This is a genomic window from Microbacterium sp. AISO3 (assembly GCF_002204305.1).
Classification (GTDB): domain Bacteria; phylum Actinomycetota; class Actinomycetes; order Actinomycetales; family Microbacteriaceae; genus Microbacterium; species Microbacterium arborescens.
The window spans coordinates 63,029-79,211 of record NZ_NHRF01000232.1 but is presented as its reverse complement, the minus strand read 5'-3'; the positions used below and the strand labels follow the sequence as shown (position 1 = coordinate 79,211).

The window sequence follows — 16,183 nt, the reverse complement described above, 5'->3', positions numbered from 1 at the left end:
ACGGCCGCTCATGCGTATGTGTATCGGAACATGCCCGAGGTGGGTGGTGTGGTGCACACGCATTCGACGTATGCGGTGGCGTGGGCGGCGCGGGGTGAGGAGATCCCGTGTGTGATCACGGCGATGGCCGATGAGTTCGGGGGGCCGATTCCGGTGGGGCCGTTCGCGATCATCGGTGATGACTCGATCGGTCGGGGGATCGTGCAGACGCTTCGGGGGCATCGTTCTCGGGCGGTGCTGATGCAGAACCATGGGCCGTTCACGATCGGGTCGAGTGCGAAGGATGCGGTCAAGGCTGCGGTGATGGTGGAGGACGTGGCTCGCACGGTTCACATCGCCCGGCAGGCGGGGGAGCTGCTCCCGATCCCGCAGGACGCGATCGATGCGTTGTACGACCGGTATCAGAACGTTTACGGACAGACCACCGACGACCGCCGGTAGCCCCGCACCGGGGCGGCTTCGCATTCCGGATATCGTCAGTGGTGACGACGTCGGAGGGGAGACGCCATGACCGCAGTGGACATCGCGCTGCATGCGGTCGCCGCCGTTCTGCTCGTCTGCATCGTCGTGGGACTCTGGCGTGCGGTGCGCGGGCCGAGCCCCGAGGACCGGTTGACGGCCTTCGTGCTTCTGGGCACGAGCGGCGCCGCGCTCTTCGTCGTCCTCGCCTCGGCGCTGGGCGTCGCGGCTCTTCGTGATGTCGCCGTCACGGTGGTCGCCCTCGCAACGGTCGTCGTGGTCGTCTACACCCGGCGGGCAGAGCGGTGACCGCAGCGAACGTCGGGGTGCTGGACGTCCTTGTGATCGGCCTGCTGTCGGTCGGATGCCTGTTCGTCGTCGTCGGCACGCTGGGGCTGCTTCGTTTTCCGGATCTTCCGACCCGCCTCCACGCTGTCGCCAAGGCCGACAACCTCGGCCTCGGGTTCATCGTCATCGCCCTCATCGTCGATGCGATCGCCCGCGGCGGCGACGGGCTCGGCATCGTCGGGGTCGCGGCGAAGCTGCTGCTGATCTGGATGCTCGCGCTCCTCGGCACCGCAGGCAACTCCCACCTGCTGGCCGGCAGTGAGCGCCGGAAGCGGCGCAGCGACGCGGACGGCGGCTCATGAACGTCGACCTCCTGGATCTGCTCGCTGTCGGGGCGGTCGTCGTCGTCGCCTCGGTGGCGGTGCTCGTGCGGGGCCGTGCCGCCGCGACGACAGCCTTCCTCGTGTTCGGCATCCTGCTGGCGGTGCTGTGGGGTCGCATCGATGCGCCCGATGTCGCGCTCGCGGAGGCGGCGCTGGGCGGCGGTATCGCCGGGGCGTTGCTGGTCGACGCGCTCGAACGCCGGGCACCGCCGCGACCGAGCACCGAAGAGCGGGGTCGGGCGGTGACGATCGGGGTCGCCGTCGCAGGGGGTGCGGCTGGTCTGGTCGGTCTGCTGCTGGCCGTACGCAGCGTGAGCGTTGAACCCGCCGACCTGGGCCGGGAGGCGGTCGCGGCGACGGACGCGGCGGGCGTCTCGCACCCCGTCACGGCGGTGCTGCTGAGTTATCGCAGCCTCGACACGCTTCTCGAGATCGCCGTGCTCGTCGTCGCCGCGGTGGCCGCGGGCGCGGTCGGCGGCGAGCGGCTGCGGGCCGTGAGGCCGGCTGATCCGGTGCGGCGGGCTCTTGCCGTCGTGATCGTGCCGGTCGTCCTCGTGCTCGCGATCTGGGTGCTGGTGGCCGGCAGCGTTCAGCCCGGCGGGGCGTTCCAGTCGGGCGCGCTCATCGCCGCGGCTCTCGTGATCGCGCGGCTGTGCGGCATCCGAGCCGCCGCCGTCTCCCGCCCCGTCGCGACGGCGATCGTGGGCACGAGCCTGCTCGCATTCGTCGCCCTCGCCGTCATCGGCCTCGTCGTGACGGGCGCATGGCTCGGGCTCGACACCGCGTGGGCGGGTGGGGCGATCCTCGCGATCGAAGCGGTGCTCGCCGCCGGGATCGGCGTCGCGCTCAGCGAGATCTTCTTCGCCGCCGGCGCGGTCGATGACAGCGCGAGTCCCGCCGGCGCGGTCGATGACAGCGCGAGTCCCGCCGGCGCGATGGATGAGGAGCGCGCATGAACGCGACGTTGCTCTTCCTCGGCGCGGGCGTCGTGGTGTTCGTCATCGGCACCACGGCGCACCTCGTGGTGCGCGACCTCATCCGCCGCATCGTCGCGCTGAACGTCGCCTCGGGCGGAGTGATGCTCGTGCTGCTGGCTCTCGCCGACCGCGGCGCAGCGGGCGCTGACGGCGGCGCGCCCGATCCCGTGCCGCAGGCGCTCGTCCTGACGGGGATCGTCGTCATGGCCGCGATCACAGGCCTCGCTCTCGCGCTCGCTCGCCGGGTCGAGGACACCACCGACGAGAACGAGCAGGGAGACGGATGATCCCGCTGCTGCTGTTCGTGCCGGTGGCCGCCGCTGTGGTCGCCGCGCTCGTTCCCGCTCGGTTCCGCGCTGCCGTCGGAGTCGTGGCCGTCGTCGCGAGCGGTTCCGTCGTGATGGCGCTGTGGCCGGCTGTCGTGGACACCGGCGTTGTGCGTACCGAGCTCGCGGGATGGATCCCCCCACTGGGCATCGCGCTGCAGGCGGATGGAGCGTCGGTCGCGATGCTCGCCCTCGCCCATGTCGTGTTCCTCGCCGCCTTCGTCATGGGCTCGGCAGAGCCACGTCTCATCGGCGCCGACAGCTTCTGGCCGCTGGCGCTCTTCGCGATGGCCGCGATCTCGGGTGTGTTCGTGGCCGCGGACCTGTTCACGATCTACGTCCTGCTCGAGCTGCTGACCCTGGCCGCGGTCGCGCTCGTCGCCCTGGGAGGGGCGCGGGCGCGTGCGGCGGCACTGCGATATCTGTTCGTGGCGGTGACCGGTTCGCTGTTCTACCTCCTGGCGGTCGCGCTCGTCTACGGGCAGGCGGGGACGCTCGACCTCGCTCTGGCGGCGGGTCGCCTCGACGACGGTCCCGTCACGGCGGCCGTGCTCGCCCTGGCGCTTGTCGGCATGGGGGCGAAGATGGCGCTGTTCCCGCTGCATTCGTGGCTTCCGGTCGCGCATCCGGCTGCCCCCGCCGCGGTGAGCGCGCTGCTGTCGGCGCTCGTGATCAAGGCGTCGCTGTTCGTGCTGTGGCGCATGTTCGCCGCGGTCGGTCCGGAGACCGCCCTCGGGCCCGTGCTGGCGAACACCGCGGCCGCGGCCGGAGCCGCCGGCATCCTCTGGGGCGGGTTCATGGCGCTGCGTCGCGATCGGCTGAAGACCGTCATCGCCTATTCGACGGTCGCGCAGGTCGGGTACCTCGTGCTGATGCTGCCGCTCATGCTCGATGGCGGCGCGCACGGAGACGACGCGGGCGCGGCCGGCTGGAGCGGCGGAGTCGTGCTCGCGGTCGCGCACGGGCTCGCGAAGGCGGCGATGTTCCTCGCGGCCGGCACGCTCGTGGTCGCGTACGGCAGCGACCGCCTCGGCGGGCTGAGGGGCGCGCTCGCCCGGATGCCGCTCGCGGCCGCCACGATCGGGATCGCGGGGGTCGGCCTGGCGGGCCTGCCGCCCACCCTCGGGTTCGTGGGCAAGTGGCAGCTGCTGGAGTCCTCGCTCGCGGTCGGCGCCTGGTGGTGGGTCACGGTGCTGCTCGCGGGCGGACTGCTGACCTTCGCGTACGTCGCGAAGATGCTCCGAGCGATGTTCGCCCCGCCGGGCGATGACCCGCCGCCCCCGAACGGCGTGCCGAGGCGCACGCTCTCGATCGTGCCGTTCGTCCTGGCCGCGGCATCCGTCGTCATCGGCGTCTTCCCGGGGCCTCTCGTGGCCATCATCGAGGGGACGGCGCCATGATCCCGGGTTCCGTCGTCTCGCCCAGCCTCATCCCGGTCGTGCTGCTGCTGACCTCGCTGGTGCCGGCGCTCGTCATCTTCGGCCTGAGAGAGGAGCAGCGGCGGCTGCGCACGGCGCTCAACCTCGCCGGCGCGATCGCGAAGGCGGCGATCGTGGTCGTGCTCATCCCCATCGTCGTGTCGGGGGAGAAGCTCCGTTCCTCGTTCGAGTGGATCCCCGGGCTGGAGATCGTCTTCGTCACCGACACGTTCTCACTGTTCTTCGTCGCGCTCTCGTCGGGACTCTGGCTCGTCACGACCGTCTACGCGATCGGCTACCTCGAAGGCGCCCCGAATCGCAGCCGGTTCTTCGGGTTCTTCAGCCTGTGCGTGACGGCGACGACCGGCATCGCCCTCGCGCAGAACCTCTTCACCTTCCTGATCTTCTTCGAGCTGCTGACCCTCGTGACCTATCCGCTCGTCGCCCACCGCGGCACGCCCGAGGCGATGCGCGGAGCGCGCACCTACCTCGGCTACACGCTCGTGGGCGGGGTCGTGCTGCTGCTCGGCGTCGCGTGGCTGACCCTCGAGGTGGGTCCGGTCGAGTTCGTGTCCGGGGGCGTCCCCGCCGTCGCGGCGCTCGCCGCGCGCGACCCCGCGGCCGCGACCGCGATCGGCGCACTGCTGCTCACGGGGGTCGGGGTCAAGGCCGCGCTGTTCCCTCTGCACGGCTGGTTGCCGGTCGCGATGGTCGCCCCGGCGCCCGTCAGCGCCCTCCTGCATGCGGTGGCGGTGGTCAAGGCCGGCGCCTTCGGCATCATCCGGGTCGTCGAGGACACGTTCGGCTTCCAGCTGTTCGCCGATCTCGGCCTGCTCGCGGTGCTCGCGGTCGTCGCCTCGATCACGATCGTCTACGGCTCGCTCCGTGCGCTCACCCAGGACGACCTGAAGAAGCGCCTCGCCTACTCGACCGTGTCTCAGGTGGCCTACATCGCGCTCGGGGCCGCGCTGCTGGCCCCGATGGCCACCGCCGGCGCGATCGTGCACATGGTCAATCAGGGGTTCATGAAGATCACCCTCTTCTTCTGCGCCGGGCTGTTCGCCGAGGAGCTGAAGATCCACAGGATCAGCGAGCTCTCCGGAGTCGGACGGCGGATGCCGCTGACGGCGACGGCCTTCACGATCGCGGCGCTCGGGATGATCGGGCTGCCCCCCTTCGCCGGGTTCATCTCGAAGTGGGCGCTGGGGGTGGGCGCCCTCGATGCCGGCGAGCCCTGGGTCATCGCGGTGCTGCTGACGAGCACGATCCTCAACGCCGGGTACTTCCTGCCGGTGATCATCGCGATGTGGACGGAGCCTGCGGCCACGGCCGCGTCGGCGGAGCGGGCGCCCCGGCTGACCCAGCCGGGCGACCACGCGCGGCGCCTCGAAGCGCCCGCCGCGCTGCTCGTTCCCACCCTCATCACAGCCGCGGCCGTCGTCGGACTCGGCGTCGCCGCGGGCTGGGAGTTCTCGCCATGGTCGCTGGCACGGTTCATCGCGGACGGAGCGTGGCTGTGATCTTCCTCCCCGCACTGTCGTCGCCGCTGCTCGTCGCGGTGCTCATCGCCGTGCTGAGCGGTGTCGGCGGTACGCGGGCGCGCCGGGCGCGGGAGGCGATCACCCGCTTCTCCTGGCTCGCCGTGCTGCCCGCCGGTATGGCGGCGGTCTTCGACGCCGGCGACCGCCATGAGATCCCGTGGATGCTGCTCGGCACCTCCATCCGGCTCGACGCCGTCGCACGGCCCCTGGTGCTGATGGCGGTCGTTCTTTACTGCATGGCCCTGTCGTTCGTGGTCCGGTCGAAAGCCGAGCGTCCGCATGTGCTGACGGCCTTCCTGCTGCTGTGCTTCACCGGCAACATCGCGGTGTTCCTCGCTGACGATCTCGTGACGTTCTACCTCGCCTTCGCCGCGATGAGCTTCCTCGGGTACGCGATCGTCGTGCACGACCGGACGCCGAGCGCGCGGCGTGCCGGCGCCATCTATCTGGTGCTGACGGTGTTCGGGGAGTGCGCCGTGCTCGCGGCGCTGCTGCTGCTGGCCGCGGATGGCGTCACGACGGTCGGGGAGGCTCCGGCGGCCGTCTCCGCCTCGCCCGCGCAGGGGACGATCATCCTGCTGCTGCTGATCGGCTTCGGAGTGAAGGCGGGCACCGTCCCGCTGCACGTCTGGCTGCCGCTCGCGCATCCGGCAGCCCCGAGTCCCGCGAGCGCGGTGCTGTCGGGAGCGATGCTGAAGGCCGGCATCGTCGGGTGGCTGCGCTTCCTGCCGCTCGGTGAGGGAACCGGCGAGCCGACGTGGGGCGCGGTGTTCCTCGTGCTCGGCCTCGTGGGCGGGCTGCTGGCGGTGCCCGCGGGCGTGCTGCAGCGCAATCCCAAGGTCATCCTCGCCTACAGCAGCATCAGCCAGATGGGCTTCCTCACGTCCGTCATCGGTGCGGCCCTCGTCGCCCCCGCGCTCGCGCCGGCCTGCATCGCCGCCGTTGTGGTCTACAGCGTCTCGCACGGGCTCGTGAAGGGGGCTCTGTTCCTGGGAGTGCAGGCGTGGGACAGCGAACGGCTGCCGCGCTGGAGCGTCACGGCGGCGCTCGCCGTCGCGTCCCTCGCGCTCGTGGGCGCACCGTTCACGAGCGGGTTCATCGCGAAGTACGTCGCGAAGGAGGCCGTCGGCGAGGTGCCGGTGCCGTGGCTGCCCGCGCTCGGCGTCGCCGATGTGCTGCCGTGGTTCGGCGTGGGGTCGACGCTGCTGCTGGCTCGGTTCGCCGTCACGCTGGCGCGGCGCGAGCGCACGCCGAAGCCCACGGCGCGCATGCGCGGCATCGCGTGGGTCGCCCTGTCGGTGCTCGCGGTGGTGCCGGTCGCGGCGCTCGCGTCAGCATGGGCGCCGCCGCTGAGCGTGCCAGGCTGGCTCGATCCGTCGGCCATCTGGGCGCAGACGTGGCCGCTGCTGCTCGGACTCGCCGGCGCCGCGATCGCCCTCGGGGTCACGCGGCGCGCACCGGAGCGCTCACCCACCGTGCCCCCCGGTGACATCGTGGTGGTCGAGGAGCGCGCGGCGCGGATCGTTCTGCGCGGTCTCACCGTCGCGTCGAACGGCCTGGGACAGGTGCGGGGTGCCGTCGTCGCCCGGATCGCCGCCGGTCCGAGCGCGGGACCGGGTCTCGACCGCGCGCAGCGGGCGATCGGCAGTTGGTCCGGTTCGGGTGCGGTGATCGCCCTCGCCTTGGGCGGTGCCGTGCTCGTCGCGGTTCTGGCGGCGGTGATGGTGCCATGACGGCCGGGCGGGTGGGAACGGTGATCGTCTCCGTGCTGTGCCGGATCGTCGTGATCGCTGCCGTCTGGATCGCGGCGACCGAGGCGTCGCTGGCGGCGCTCGGTTACGGCGTGGTCGCCGTCCCTGCGGTCACTGCGACCACGTATGCCCTGACGGGAATACCGAGGCGCCGGGCCGGGCTGGTCCGCTCGGCGCGAGGAGCGCTCGGGGTTGTCGAGCTGGCCGCATGGGTGATCGGTCGCTCGATCATCGGCGGGATCGATGTCGCGCGGCGGGCGATCTGGTTGCCAGGGCCCGACATCGATCCGGAGTGGGTCGCGCATACGACGATGCTCGAGACGTCGGCGGGCCGCGCCGCGCTGGCGCTCGTGGCGAATCTCATGCCGGGCAGTCTCACCGCCAGCATCGACGGACGGCTGATCGCGGTGCACACGATCAGCCCCTCGGTGGATGTCGCGGGGGCGCTCGCCTCTCTGGAGCGGCGCATCGCCCGCATCGAGGCGGCCTGGTCAGTCGGAGGCGGCGCCTGAGGACTCGTCGGCGATGTCGGCGAGGCGCTCGCGGGTCTCGCGCTCTGCGATGATGCCGATGAAGTCCGTCACGCGTGCGTCGGCGTGGCTCTCGACCGATGCGGCCGCCTCGCGGCGGATGAGATCGTCGTCGACATCCGGCATCCGCTTCTTGACGCGCTCGGCGACCTCCTCCGCCACCTCGTGAGCGTCGAAGTCTTTCGCAGGCTTGTCCATGCCCATATCATCCGCCGCCCGTCGCGCGCGGGGAACCGGTCGACGCGACGCCCGGACCGTGCGATCATGGCGAGCTAGGCTGGATGAACGTGAGCGATCAGACGAGTTCCGAATGGCCCTGGTCAGAGGGCGGCATCAACTTCCACACGCGCAAGTGGGTGCGACCGGAAGACCTCAACGCCAACGGCACGCTCTTCGGTGGAAGCCTTCTCCGCTGGATCGACGAAGAAGCGGCGATCTACGCGATCATCCAGCTCGGCAACTATCGAGTGGTGACCAAGCTGATCTCGGAGATCAACTTCGAGTCGTCGGCGCTGCAGGGCGACCTCATCGAGATGGGACTGACGGCGACGCACTTCGGGCGCACCTCGCTGACGATGCGGGCCGTCGTGCGCAACATGATCACGCGCAAGCGGATCCTCTCGATCGAGCGGCTCGTGTTCGTGAGCGTCGACGAGGAGGGGCAGCCGATCCCGCACGGCTACTCCGCCATCACGTACGACCGAGACCGGATGCCGCGCGAGCACCCGAAGACCGACTCGGTGCGCCTGCCCTGAGGCGCGCGATCCGCGTGATTCCGGGCTGTCCAGATGGTCGAGCCGCGCCCGGGCCGTGTCGGGGCCGTGTCGGCTTGGTGCGTCGAGCCCGGTGATGGTGCACTGAGCGACGTGAATGAAACGCATGAAGCCGGATCGCCCGAGGTCGGAACACACAAAGGCGACGTGGGGCGCTTCCTCGCCGGCGCCCGGCGGGCGGCCGGGCTCACGCAGAAGGAGCTCGCCGCGCGCGTCTTCGTGACCGAGTCGGCGGTGTCGAAGTGGGAGCGCGGGCTGTCGTACCCCGACCTCGCGACGCTCGGCCCGCTGGCACGAGCGCTGGGAGTGACCGAGGGCGAGCTCGTCAGCGCGAGCGCAGACGACCGCGGACGTCTCGACGCGCACCAGGCCCGCGTGCATCGCCGGTGGCGGGCAGCCGTGCTCTGGACGACGATCGGTGCGTACGCCGTCGCGCTGGTCGCGACCTTCGTGACGAACCTCGCGGTCGAGCACACGCTGTCGTGGTTCTGGATCGTCGCGCCGGCGGTCGCCCTGGCCTTCTCGCTCACCACGCTGCCCCTGCTCGTGACCGGGCGGCGCGGCTGGACGACTCTCGCGGCGGCGCTCGGCTCGCTCGGCCTGCTGCTCGCCTCGATCGAGGCGCTGACCTCGGCGGGGTTCCTCGGCGTCACCGGCGCTGCGATCCTGTTCGCGGTCGTCGTGATCTGGGGCCCGCTCGCGCTGCGATCGTTCGGGTCGCCGGGGTTGCGTCGACACGCCGCCGTGATCGCGGTGCTCGCGGATGCTGCGGCAGTGACGGCGTTCCTCGCGGTGGTCCTGTGGGCGGCCGGCGACGCCGATGCGTTCGGCGGCATCGTGCTTCCGCTGGTGGGATTCGGCGCGGCCATCGCCTTGCTCGTCGTCGGGGTGCTCCGGTATCTGCCGTTGCGCGGACTGCTCCGAGGAGCGAGCGCCTGCGTCATCGGCGCGGCATTGGCCGTGTCAGCCGGGCCGGTCGTCGATGTCGTGCTGGACCACACACCGTTCGAGCTCGCCCCCGTCGATCTCGCGACCTGGTCCGCGGTCACGCTGAACGGCAACATCACCGCCGTGATCGCGTTCGCATTCCTGGCGACTGCTCTTCTTCTTGTCGGGGTGTCCGTCGTGTCCGCGCATCGCGCGCGTCCGGAATCCGATGCGGTGACGGTGTGATCGACCATAGGCTACGAGGGTGTCGCCGCTTCCTCTCGTCTCCGCGCTCGGATGCGCGGTGCGGATCGACGCCGATGACCGCGCGGACGGCGACATCGAGGCGATCGTCCGGGCATGGCGCGACGCCGAGGCGACTCCGGACGATCCCCTGCCGGCGGCTCACCGCAGCGTTGCGCTGACGCGCGGCGAGCTGCGGCGCGAGCTCGCCGCGCTGTCGCAGGCCGTGACGCTGGCCGCGATCGAGGCGAGGCGTGGTGAGCTATGGATGCTGCACGCCGGTGGTCTGGCCGACGACGAGGGAAACGTCGTGGCGGTCGTCGGGCCGTCGGGGCGGGGCAAGACGACCGCGACGCGCGCGCTCGCCGCCCACTACGGCTACGTGACCGACGAAACGGTCGGGATCACGGACGACGGGACGGTGCTGCCCTACCGCAAGCCGCTGTCGATCATCGAGGATCCGGCAGGGGAAAAGGCCCAGCGTTCGGCATCCGAGCTCGGGCTGCGCCCCCTGGCGGCACGACCGTTGCGCTTGAGCGCGATCGTCCTGCTCCACCGGGTACCGGGCGGGCCCGAGGTTCCGGTGCTGGAATCGTGTGCGCTGGGCGACGTGCTTCCCGAGCTCGTCGAGCAGACCAGCTATCTCGCGGACCTGCCTGCGCCGCTTCATCGGATCGCTGCGCACGTCGCCGCCATCGGCGGGGTGCATCGCGTGACCTACAGTGAGGCCGAGACCCTCGCCGCGGCCCTGGCGCCTCTGTTCCGGCGGGGCGACGTCGTGGCGACGCTGCCCGTCGCGGACGCGAAGCCGCTCACGGCGGAGGTCGAGACCGACCTGGACCCGGCAACAGGGACGACCTGGTGGCGCGGTGCCCATCTCGACGCGATCGCGCTCGGCTCGCCGACGGACGGTGCGGGTGAGCGGCTCGCCCTGTTGCAGCCGGAGCCCGCGGGCGGAGCGACGCTCCACATCATCGACGGCATCGGCCCGGCCCTCTGGCGGGCGGCCGACGGACGTTCGGCCCGAGCACTCGCCGAGGCGGTGGTCGCGGCCCACGGGGCGCCGCCGAGAGGCGACGCCGAGGCTGTCGTGGGCGCCGCGCTGGACGCGCTCGGTGCCGCGGACGTCGTGGTGCGCGAGCCGTCCTGGCGGACCCGGGCGGATGCCGCCTGGACGTCGAGCGACGACGGATTCGTCGCGCTGTCGCTCGCGCGCGGTGGATCTCCCGAGCCGGTCGCATTGCGCGACACGGCAGCGATCATCTGGTCGGCACTGACGACCGCGCGCGGTGCGACGGCGGAGTCGCTGGTGCGGGTGATCGCGGAACGCGGCGACGTCGACGGCACCGAGATCGATCGCGACGTACGCGCGTTCCTGCGGTCGCTCGCCGAGCGCGGGCTCGCCGAGCCGTATCTGCCCTGACGGGGCTCCGGCACACCCGCGCGGCGTCCGACTCCGACACTTCGCGACACCGATCGTGACCTGAGCGACGGATGCCGGCGCAGCCATCGACGACGTTCGTGGGCGGCGAAAAAGTACGGGAAAACCTCTCATTCCGACCTGAGGAGATCCCGTGACCGACGTCACCCCCGCCCGCCGCGAGTCCGACGGCATCGACCGTCGCACGATCATCAAGGGCGCCGCGTGGGCCGTCCCGGTGATGGCCGTTGCGGTCGCAGCACCCCTGGCTGCGGCATCCGTCAACAACTCCGGCCTGGCGGTGACGAACACCCAGACGGGCCTGCTCTCGCTGAACCTGTTGGACGGCGGGGGCACGCTGACCGCGACCGCGCTGACGACGGTGCCGACGGAGTTCACCATCACCAACGGCGCGGGTGCGATCAACCAGACCGCGACGGTGACGGTCACCGTCGGACGTCCCTCCGGTATCAACCTGCCCGTCGGACGCGCGCGCGGGTTCGGCGTCTACAGCCTCAACGGCGTGCCGTCGACAGCCGGGCAGCGGACGGCGGTGTACCAGAGCGCCGCGATCGTCGGCCAGTACGGCTTCCCGCTGACGACCTTCACGACGACTCTCCCCGTGAACATTCCCTCCAACGGAACGCAGACAGTGCCGTTCGTGCTCGGTCTCGCGGGCAACTCGACCGGTGTCTCCATCTCGGCTCTCGCGACTTTCCCGGTCACGATCGTCGTCGATTTCGGCAACGGCCTGACCCGCACAGCCACCTCGAGCGTCACCGTCCCGGTGGGTGCGGGGATTCTCTAAGTAGTCATGACCGTAGCGTCCGCGGGTGCGGGCTGTGCCCCGAATGCGTAGTCCGCGCCCGCGGATCCAGTGCGGGAGGGCCGATCGGTCGCTCCTACGCTGTGAGGCGATCGAGGGGGGAGGTGCAGCGTGAGCTACGAGCGCTACCCGAGTGCGCCGGGAACGCCGCCCCCCTCGTCGCGTCGGCCGGGCGAACCCTTCGCGGGCCGCCCAGCCGACACTCTCGCCCTCGAGTCGGTCGTGCTGAAGCGATACGAGCTCGCACGCGGCGCCGAGCGCGTCGTGCCGACGAGTGAGTCCCCCGTCCTGCATTGCATGCTCGTCGCGGCCGGGAGCGTGAGTGTCGCACCGACGCTCGATTCGCGCCGACGCCATCGTGCCGACGCTGGCCGGGGTCTCTTCCTGCGCTCGCGCTCCGACTATCTGCTCGCCTGGTCGGATGAGGCTGAGGTCATCGTGGTGTCGGCACCCGAGGCCGTGGTCGCCGCCTTCGGCGCTCCTCTCGACGAGAGCGACGGACCGCTGTTCGCGGGCGACTCGGCCCTGGTCACCCCCGCGACCGCCTACTTCCGTTCCCTGCTGTCCGGGGCGGCCCGGCCCGGACGTGTGGCGACCTACGCCCTGTCGCGGTTGAGCGAGGAGATGGTCGGCAGCCTGTTCCTCGAGCGAGCGAGCGTGGGAGCGGGGCCGGTCAAGGTGCAGCCCTCGCTCTACCGCCGCGCCCTCGCCCTCATCGCCTCGCGGCGCGCCGACTCCGAGCTGACGGTGCCCTCGCTCGCGGCCGAGCTCGCGGTGTCCCCCCGGCATCTGCAGCGGGCGTTCTCCGAGCAGGGCACCTCGCCCGCTACGGAGATCCGTCGCCTTCGCGTCGAGCTCGCCGTGCAGCTGCTGACGGAACAACGCTACGACGTGCTGTCCGTCGAGGAGGTGTCGCGATTCGCCGGCTTCACGAGCGCCGACGATCTTCGCCGAGCGTTCCGGCTGCAAGGGGAGCCCTCGCCGACCCGAGTGCGTGCGCAGCGCCGGGCCCCGCGCACCGACCGTCGCGGACTGCATGCTCTGCCCGCGCTCGCGGCGCCCGCGGCGCCCGCGTGAGGCCGACGCCTACGGCATCCCCCATCGGGTCACCGGCCAGAAGCGGAAGAATGCTTCGCCGATGATCTGTTCTCTATCCACCGGTCGTGCGCACGAGGCGGTGTCGGCGCTGGCACCGCCTCGGCACGCCGCGAGCGAGTCGGCAGAGTTCGCGCGGCTGTCGCCCAGAAGAATGTACTCGTCGGAACCAAGGTGGATGGGAGGGAAGCAGCGCGACGAACGGGGGGCGGTGTCGCAATCGAGCACACCGGACTCGAACGGAAGATCGTGCGTGACGTAGGGCTCGTCGAGCGGCTCGTCGTCGATCGTCAGTCGGCCGACGGCGTCGCAGCACGCGACCGTCTCACCGGGGCCGGCGACGATTCGCTTGACCAGTGCGTCGCCGTTGCTCGGGCCGAAGCCGAAGACGTCGCCGAACCACCCGGCGGCCGCGCGCCACGGGCTCTTCTCTGCCCGTGGTGCGTCGCGCCATGACTCGGGGCGCTCGAACACGACGACGTCGCCGCGGCTCGGAGGGCCGGCGATGCCGAGACGGTCGACGAGGATGCGATCGCCCGGCATGAGGGTCTGCTCCATCGAGGCGGAAGGCACCTGGTACACCTTGACGGCGAACGACTGCACGAGCGCGATCACCAGCACAGCCGCCGCGAGGTGTGCGAGTGGATGGCTCGCTGCACGTCGCCAACGTCGGCGTGCCGGGGCGGCGTCGGGCGAGGCCGTCACGGTTCAGCGCCGGGCGCGGCGTGCTCGCCGCCCATCGGGCAGGACCTGCCCGCCGACCGTGACGACACGTGAAACCGCTGCGGTCGCCGGCGTCGGAGCCAGATCCGGCACGGTGTCGGCATCCTCGGTGCGGTAGTAGGCGCCGGTGTACTGGTAGCCGTAGTACGCCGCGCCGCTGCCCTTGCGCGGCACACGGTTCAGGACGACACCGAGAGCACGGCCGCCGGCGCGCTCGAGATTCTGCTGCGCCTTCTTCAACGCGTCGAAGGTGGTGCGGCCCACGGTGGTGACGATGATCGCCCCGTCGGTGCGGTTGGTGAGGACCGCGGCATCCGTCACCGGGATCAGCGGCGGTGCGTCGACGATGACCACGGCGTCGCGACTGAGGGTCTCCATGAGGTCGCGCATGCGCTGGGATCCCAGGATCTCGCTGGGATTCGGCGGGATCTTGCCGGCAGCCACGACCCGCAGCGAGCCCGACCGGCCGACCGGCTGCGCGACGTCGTCGAACGTGGCACGGCCCGCCAGGATGTCGGTCAGGCCGGCGTCACCGATGAGGTGGAAGATCGTCGCGACCATCGGCCGGCGCAGGTCGCCGTCGATCAGGACGACCTGCTGCCCGCTCGCCGAGAGCGTGATGGCGAGGTTCGCGGCCGTCGTCGACTTGCCCTCGCCGGGGAGGGGACTGGTGACGACCAGGATGCGGGGCGGGTTGTCGACGTCCATGAACTGGATGTTGGTACGCAGCTCGCGCACCGCCTCGGAGACCGCGTACAGGTGGACGTTCCTGCTCGACGATGTGTTCGCGCCGTCGAACGGGATCAGCCGGTTCTCGGCGGTGAAGGACTTCTCGTCCGGGATCGCACCGACGACGTTGAGCCGCGTCTCCCGCTCGACGCCCTCGGCGGAGCGGATGCGGCGATCCAGAGTGAATCGCAGCAGAGCGTAACCGATGCCCACGACGAGGCCCACGAGGCCACCGATGGCCAGCGCGAGGCGGACGTTCGGGGAGCTGGGGGTGGTGGGAAGACGCGCCGAGTCGGCGGTGACGAGCGTGATGCCCGGGTTCACACCCGTGCCGCCGGACTCGATGTTCTCGATCTCGATCTGCATGCCGCGGATCCAAGCCCCCGCGAGGTCGCGCGCCGCCTCCGGGGTCGGCCCCGTTGCGTCTACCTTGATGACGACGGTGTCGAGCGGGTTCGAGACCGAGACGCGGCGAACGAGGCTCTCCGGGCTCACATCCAGGCCGAGCTCTTCACGAGCATGCTCGCCGACGGCGCGCCAGGTGCCGACGTCGACGTAGGACTTGACCTTCGACTTCGCGAGGTTGTCGCTGACGTACTCCGAGCTGCTGTCGTTCTGCCCCTCGGCTTTGACCGGCGTCACATAGCCGCTCGCATCGGCGGTGTAGACCTTGGGCTGGATCAGCGTCCAGGCGAACGCGACGACGACGCCGAGGATCAGGCACAACGACAGCGCGATCCAGTGCGCCCGCAGGATCCGCAGATAATCTCTCAGTTCCACCGTGGTCCCCCCGGCTCGATGCTCGTGTTTCGAGTGTTCAGCGTCATGGCCCCCAGTGCTCGCGGCACGGAGCGGACTCCGCGGCCCCAGCGCCGCAGGCGTGCTGCGGTGCGCCCGACTGTCGTGTCGACGGTCTCGGGCCGGCTCAGGAGGAGATCGGAGCGGCTCGGCCAGATCGCGCGGGACGCGATGACGGCTCGGTCCAGGCCCCGAGCGTCACGCAGAGCCGCGAACCAGAAGTACGACCCGAACGACCCCGAGGCGACCCGCTCGCGCCACCGCCGCGCCGCAGCCGAATCGCGCTCGCGGGGATCGACGGGCACGACCACGCCCATGCGTCGGAACACCTCGGCCAGTGTCGCGGCCGTTCCTGTCCTCGATGCGAGGCCGGGCAGGTGCGCCCGTTCTGCGGGTGTCAGGACGACCTTCACGAGAGCTTCGAGCTCGGTGACGTGACGCGCCTGCCGTCGAGTACCGCGCAGGGAGTGGAGCGCGAGAATGACGATGTTGGACAGGCGCGAAGGCACGGTGCAGGAGCGCTGAGCAAACACGCTGGTCTCGTGCTCGGCCCAGAGGGCGTCGAATGCGGTACCGGGGTCGACGAGCATGCCCGGGTAGTGACGGTGCACGTCGAGGTCGCACGGCCAGTAGGGGTGAAGGAACGTGCTCGAATGGACGCTCGTGAGCCGTCCGATGAGCGGTGCCGGGCGCTCCTGCCATCCGCGCGCGACGATCTCGGCGCACAGCCGGTCGAACGCGACCGGATCGACGAGGACGTCGACGTCGGAGGACGTGCGTTCGGCGCGCAGTCCCTGTCGCGACAGCGTCGGCCCCTTGAGGAAGAGCACGCGGACACCGAGGCCGTCGGCGAGCTCCTGCACCCATGCATGACCGAGGTCGACGCCGCTGCGAAGAGCGAGGTTCAGCGCTGTCTGATGTGGGGGCATGTGTCTCTCGGGTCGGTGGTGGGGCTCATTATCCCGACAGCCCGCGC

At 71.0% G+C, this 16,183-nt stretch carries 18 protein-coding genes; 14 read left to right on the top strand and 4 right to left on the bottom strand.

Annotated elements, in window-relative coordinates; genetic code table 11:
- The 9 genes from CBF90_RS18130 to CBF90_RS18090 all read left to right on the top strand — a co-directional run.
- Positions 1-441 (top strand): L-ribulose-5-phosphate 4-epimerase (locus tag CBF90_RS18130; RefSeq protein ID WP_172407915.1); only part of this gene is annotated, 441 nt, incomplete at its 5' end.
- Between the two features lie 66 nt (positions 442-507).
- Positions 508-768, top strand: coding sequence for a multisubunit Na+/H+ antiporter MrpF subunit (locus tag CBF90_RS18125; RefSeq protein WP_023954117.1), 261 nt, complete (start codon positions 508-510; stop codon positions 766-768).
- Complete coding sequence (locus CBF90_RS18120) at positions 765-1,109, top strand: monovalent cation/H(+) antiporter subunit G (RefSeq protein ID WP_064955454.1); 345 nt, start codon at positions 765-767, stop codon at positions 1,107-1,109. The genes CBF90_RS18125 and CBF90_RS18120 overlap by 4 nt, the downstream gene beginning before the upstream one ends.
- Positions 1,106-2,086, top strand: coding sequence for a hydrogenase subunit MbhD domain-containing protein (locus CBF90_RS18115; RefSeq protein WP_088380945.1), 981 nt, complete (start codon positions 1,106-1,108; stop codon positions 2,084-2,086). The genes CBF90_RS18120 and CBF90_RS18115 overlap by 4 nt, the downstream gene beginning before the upstream one ends.
- A complete protein-coding gene (locus CBF90_RS18110; protein WP_023954123.1) occupies positions 2,083-2,394 on the top strand; it encodes an NADH-quinone oxidoreductase subunit K in 312 nt (103 codons plus the stop codon). The genes CBF90_RS18115 and CBF90_RS18110 overlap by 4 nt, the downstream gene beginning before the upstream one ends.
- Positions 2,391-3,833, top strand: coding sequence for a complex I subunit 5 family protein (locus tag CBF90_RS18105; RefSeq protein WP_088380944.1), 1,443 nt, complete (start codon positions 2,391-2,393; stop codon positions 3,831-3,833). Before CBF90_RS18110 ends, CBF90_RS18105 begins: the two co-directional genes overlap by 4 nt.
- A complete protein-coding gene (locus CBF90_RS18100) occupies positions 3,830-5,371 on the top strand; it encodes a complex I subunit 5 family protein (RefSeq protein WP_088380943.1) in 1,542 nt (513 codons plus the stop codon). Before CBF90_RS18105 ends, CBF90_RS18100 begins: the two co-directional genes overlap by 4 nt.
- A complete protein-coding gene (locus CBF90_RS18095; RefSeq protein ID WP_172407864.1) occupies positions 5,362-7,125 on the top strand; it encodes a complex I subunit 5 family protein in 1,764 nt (587 codons plus the stop codon). Before CBF90_RS18100 ends, CBF90_RS18095 begins: the two co-directional genes overlap by 10 nt.
- On the top strand, positions 7,122-7,655 hold the full coding sequence (locus CBF90_RS18090) for a Na+/H+ antiporter subunit E (RefSeq protein ID WP_088380941.1): 534 nt from the start codon (positions 7,122-7,124) through the stop codon (positions 7,653-7,655). Before CBF90_RS18095 ends, CBF90_RS18090 begins: the two co-directional genes overlap by 4 nt.
- Here CBF90_RS18090 and CBF90_RS18085 read toward each other — a convergent pair.
- A complete protein-coding gene (locus CBF90_RS18085) occupies positions 7,635-7,871 on the bottom strand; it encodes a three-helix bundle dimerization domain-containing protein (protein ID WP_036304776.1) in 237 nt (78 codons plus the stop codon). The two genes, CBF90_RS18090 and CBF90_RS18085, sit on opposite strands and share 21 nt — an antisense overlap.
- An 83-nt stretch (positions 7,872-7,954) precedes the next feature.
- Between CBF90_RS18085 and CBF90_RS18080 the strand changes: the two genes are divergently transcribed.
- From CBF90_RS18080 to CBF90_RS18060, 5 genes are all read left to right on the top strand, one after another.
- Complete coding sequence (locus CBF90_RS18080) at positions 7,955-8,428, top strand: acyl-CoA thioesterase (protein ID WP_023954135.1); 474 nt, start codon at positions 7,955-7,957, stop codon at positions 8,426-8,428.
- Between the two features lie 165 nt (positions 8,429-8,593).
- Positions 8,594-9,619, top strand: a complete 1,026-nt coding sequence (locus CBF90_RS18075; RefSeq protein ID WP_206780508.1) for a helix-turn-helix domain-containing protein — start codon at positions 8,594-8,596, stop codon at positions 9,617-9,619.
- 19 nt (positions 9,620-9,638) lie between these two features.
- Entirely contained in the window at positions 9,639-11,039 is a 1,401-nt protein-coding gene (locus CBF90_RS18070; protein ID WP_088380939.1) for a PqqD family peptide modification chaperone, read from the top strand.
- Between the two features lie 151 nt (positions 11,040-11,190).
- Positions 11,191-11,844 (top strand): hypothetical protein, encoded by a 654-nt coding sequence (locus CBF90_RS18065; RefSeq protein WP_023954141.1) that lies wholly within the window; start codon positions 11,191-11,193, stop codon positions 11,842-11,844.
- Between the two features lie 129 nt (positions 11,845-11,973).
- Complete coding sequence (locus CBF90_RS18060; protein ID WP_088380938.1) at positions 11,974-12,939, top strand: helix-turn-helix domain-containing protein; 966 nt, start codon at positions 11,974-11,976, stop codon at positions 12,937-12,939.
- Between the two features lie 9 nt (positions 12,940-12,948).
- Here CBF90_RS18060 and lepB read toward each other — a convergent pair whose 3' ends face one another.
- The 3 genes from lepB to CBF90_RS18045 all read right to left on the bottom strand — a co-directional run bounded on the left by lepB (position 12,949) and on the right by CBF90_RS18045 (position 16,136).
- On the bottom strand, positions 12,949-13,578 hold the full coding sequence (gene lepB, locus CBF90_RS18055; protein WP_277921439.1) for a signal peptidase I: 630 nt from the start codon (positions 13,576-13,578) through the stop codon (positions 12,949-12,951).
- Between the two features lie 87 nt (positions 13,579-13,665).
- Positions 13,666-15,189 (bottom strand): polysaccharide biosynthesis tyrosine autokinase, encoded by a 1,524-nt coding sequence (locus CBF90_RS18050; RefSeq protein WP_088380936.1) that lies wholly within the window; start codon positions 15,187-15,189, stop codon positions 13,666-13,668.
- Entirely contained in the window at positions 15,180-16,136 is a 957-nt protein-coding gene (locus CBF90_RS18045) for a nucleotidyltransferase family protein (RefSeq protein WP_088380935.1), read from the bottom strand. Before CBF90_RS18045 ends, CBF90_RS18050 begins: the two co-directional genes overlap by 10 nt.
- Positions 16,137-16,183: the final 47 nt, after the last annotated feature.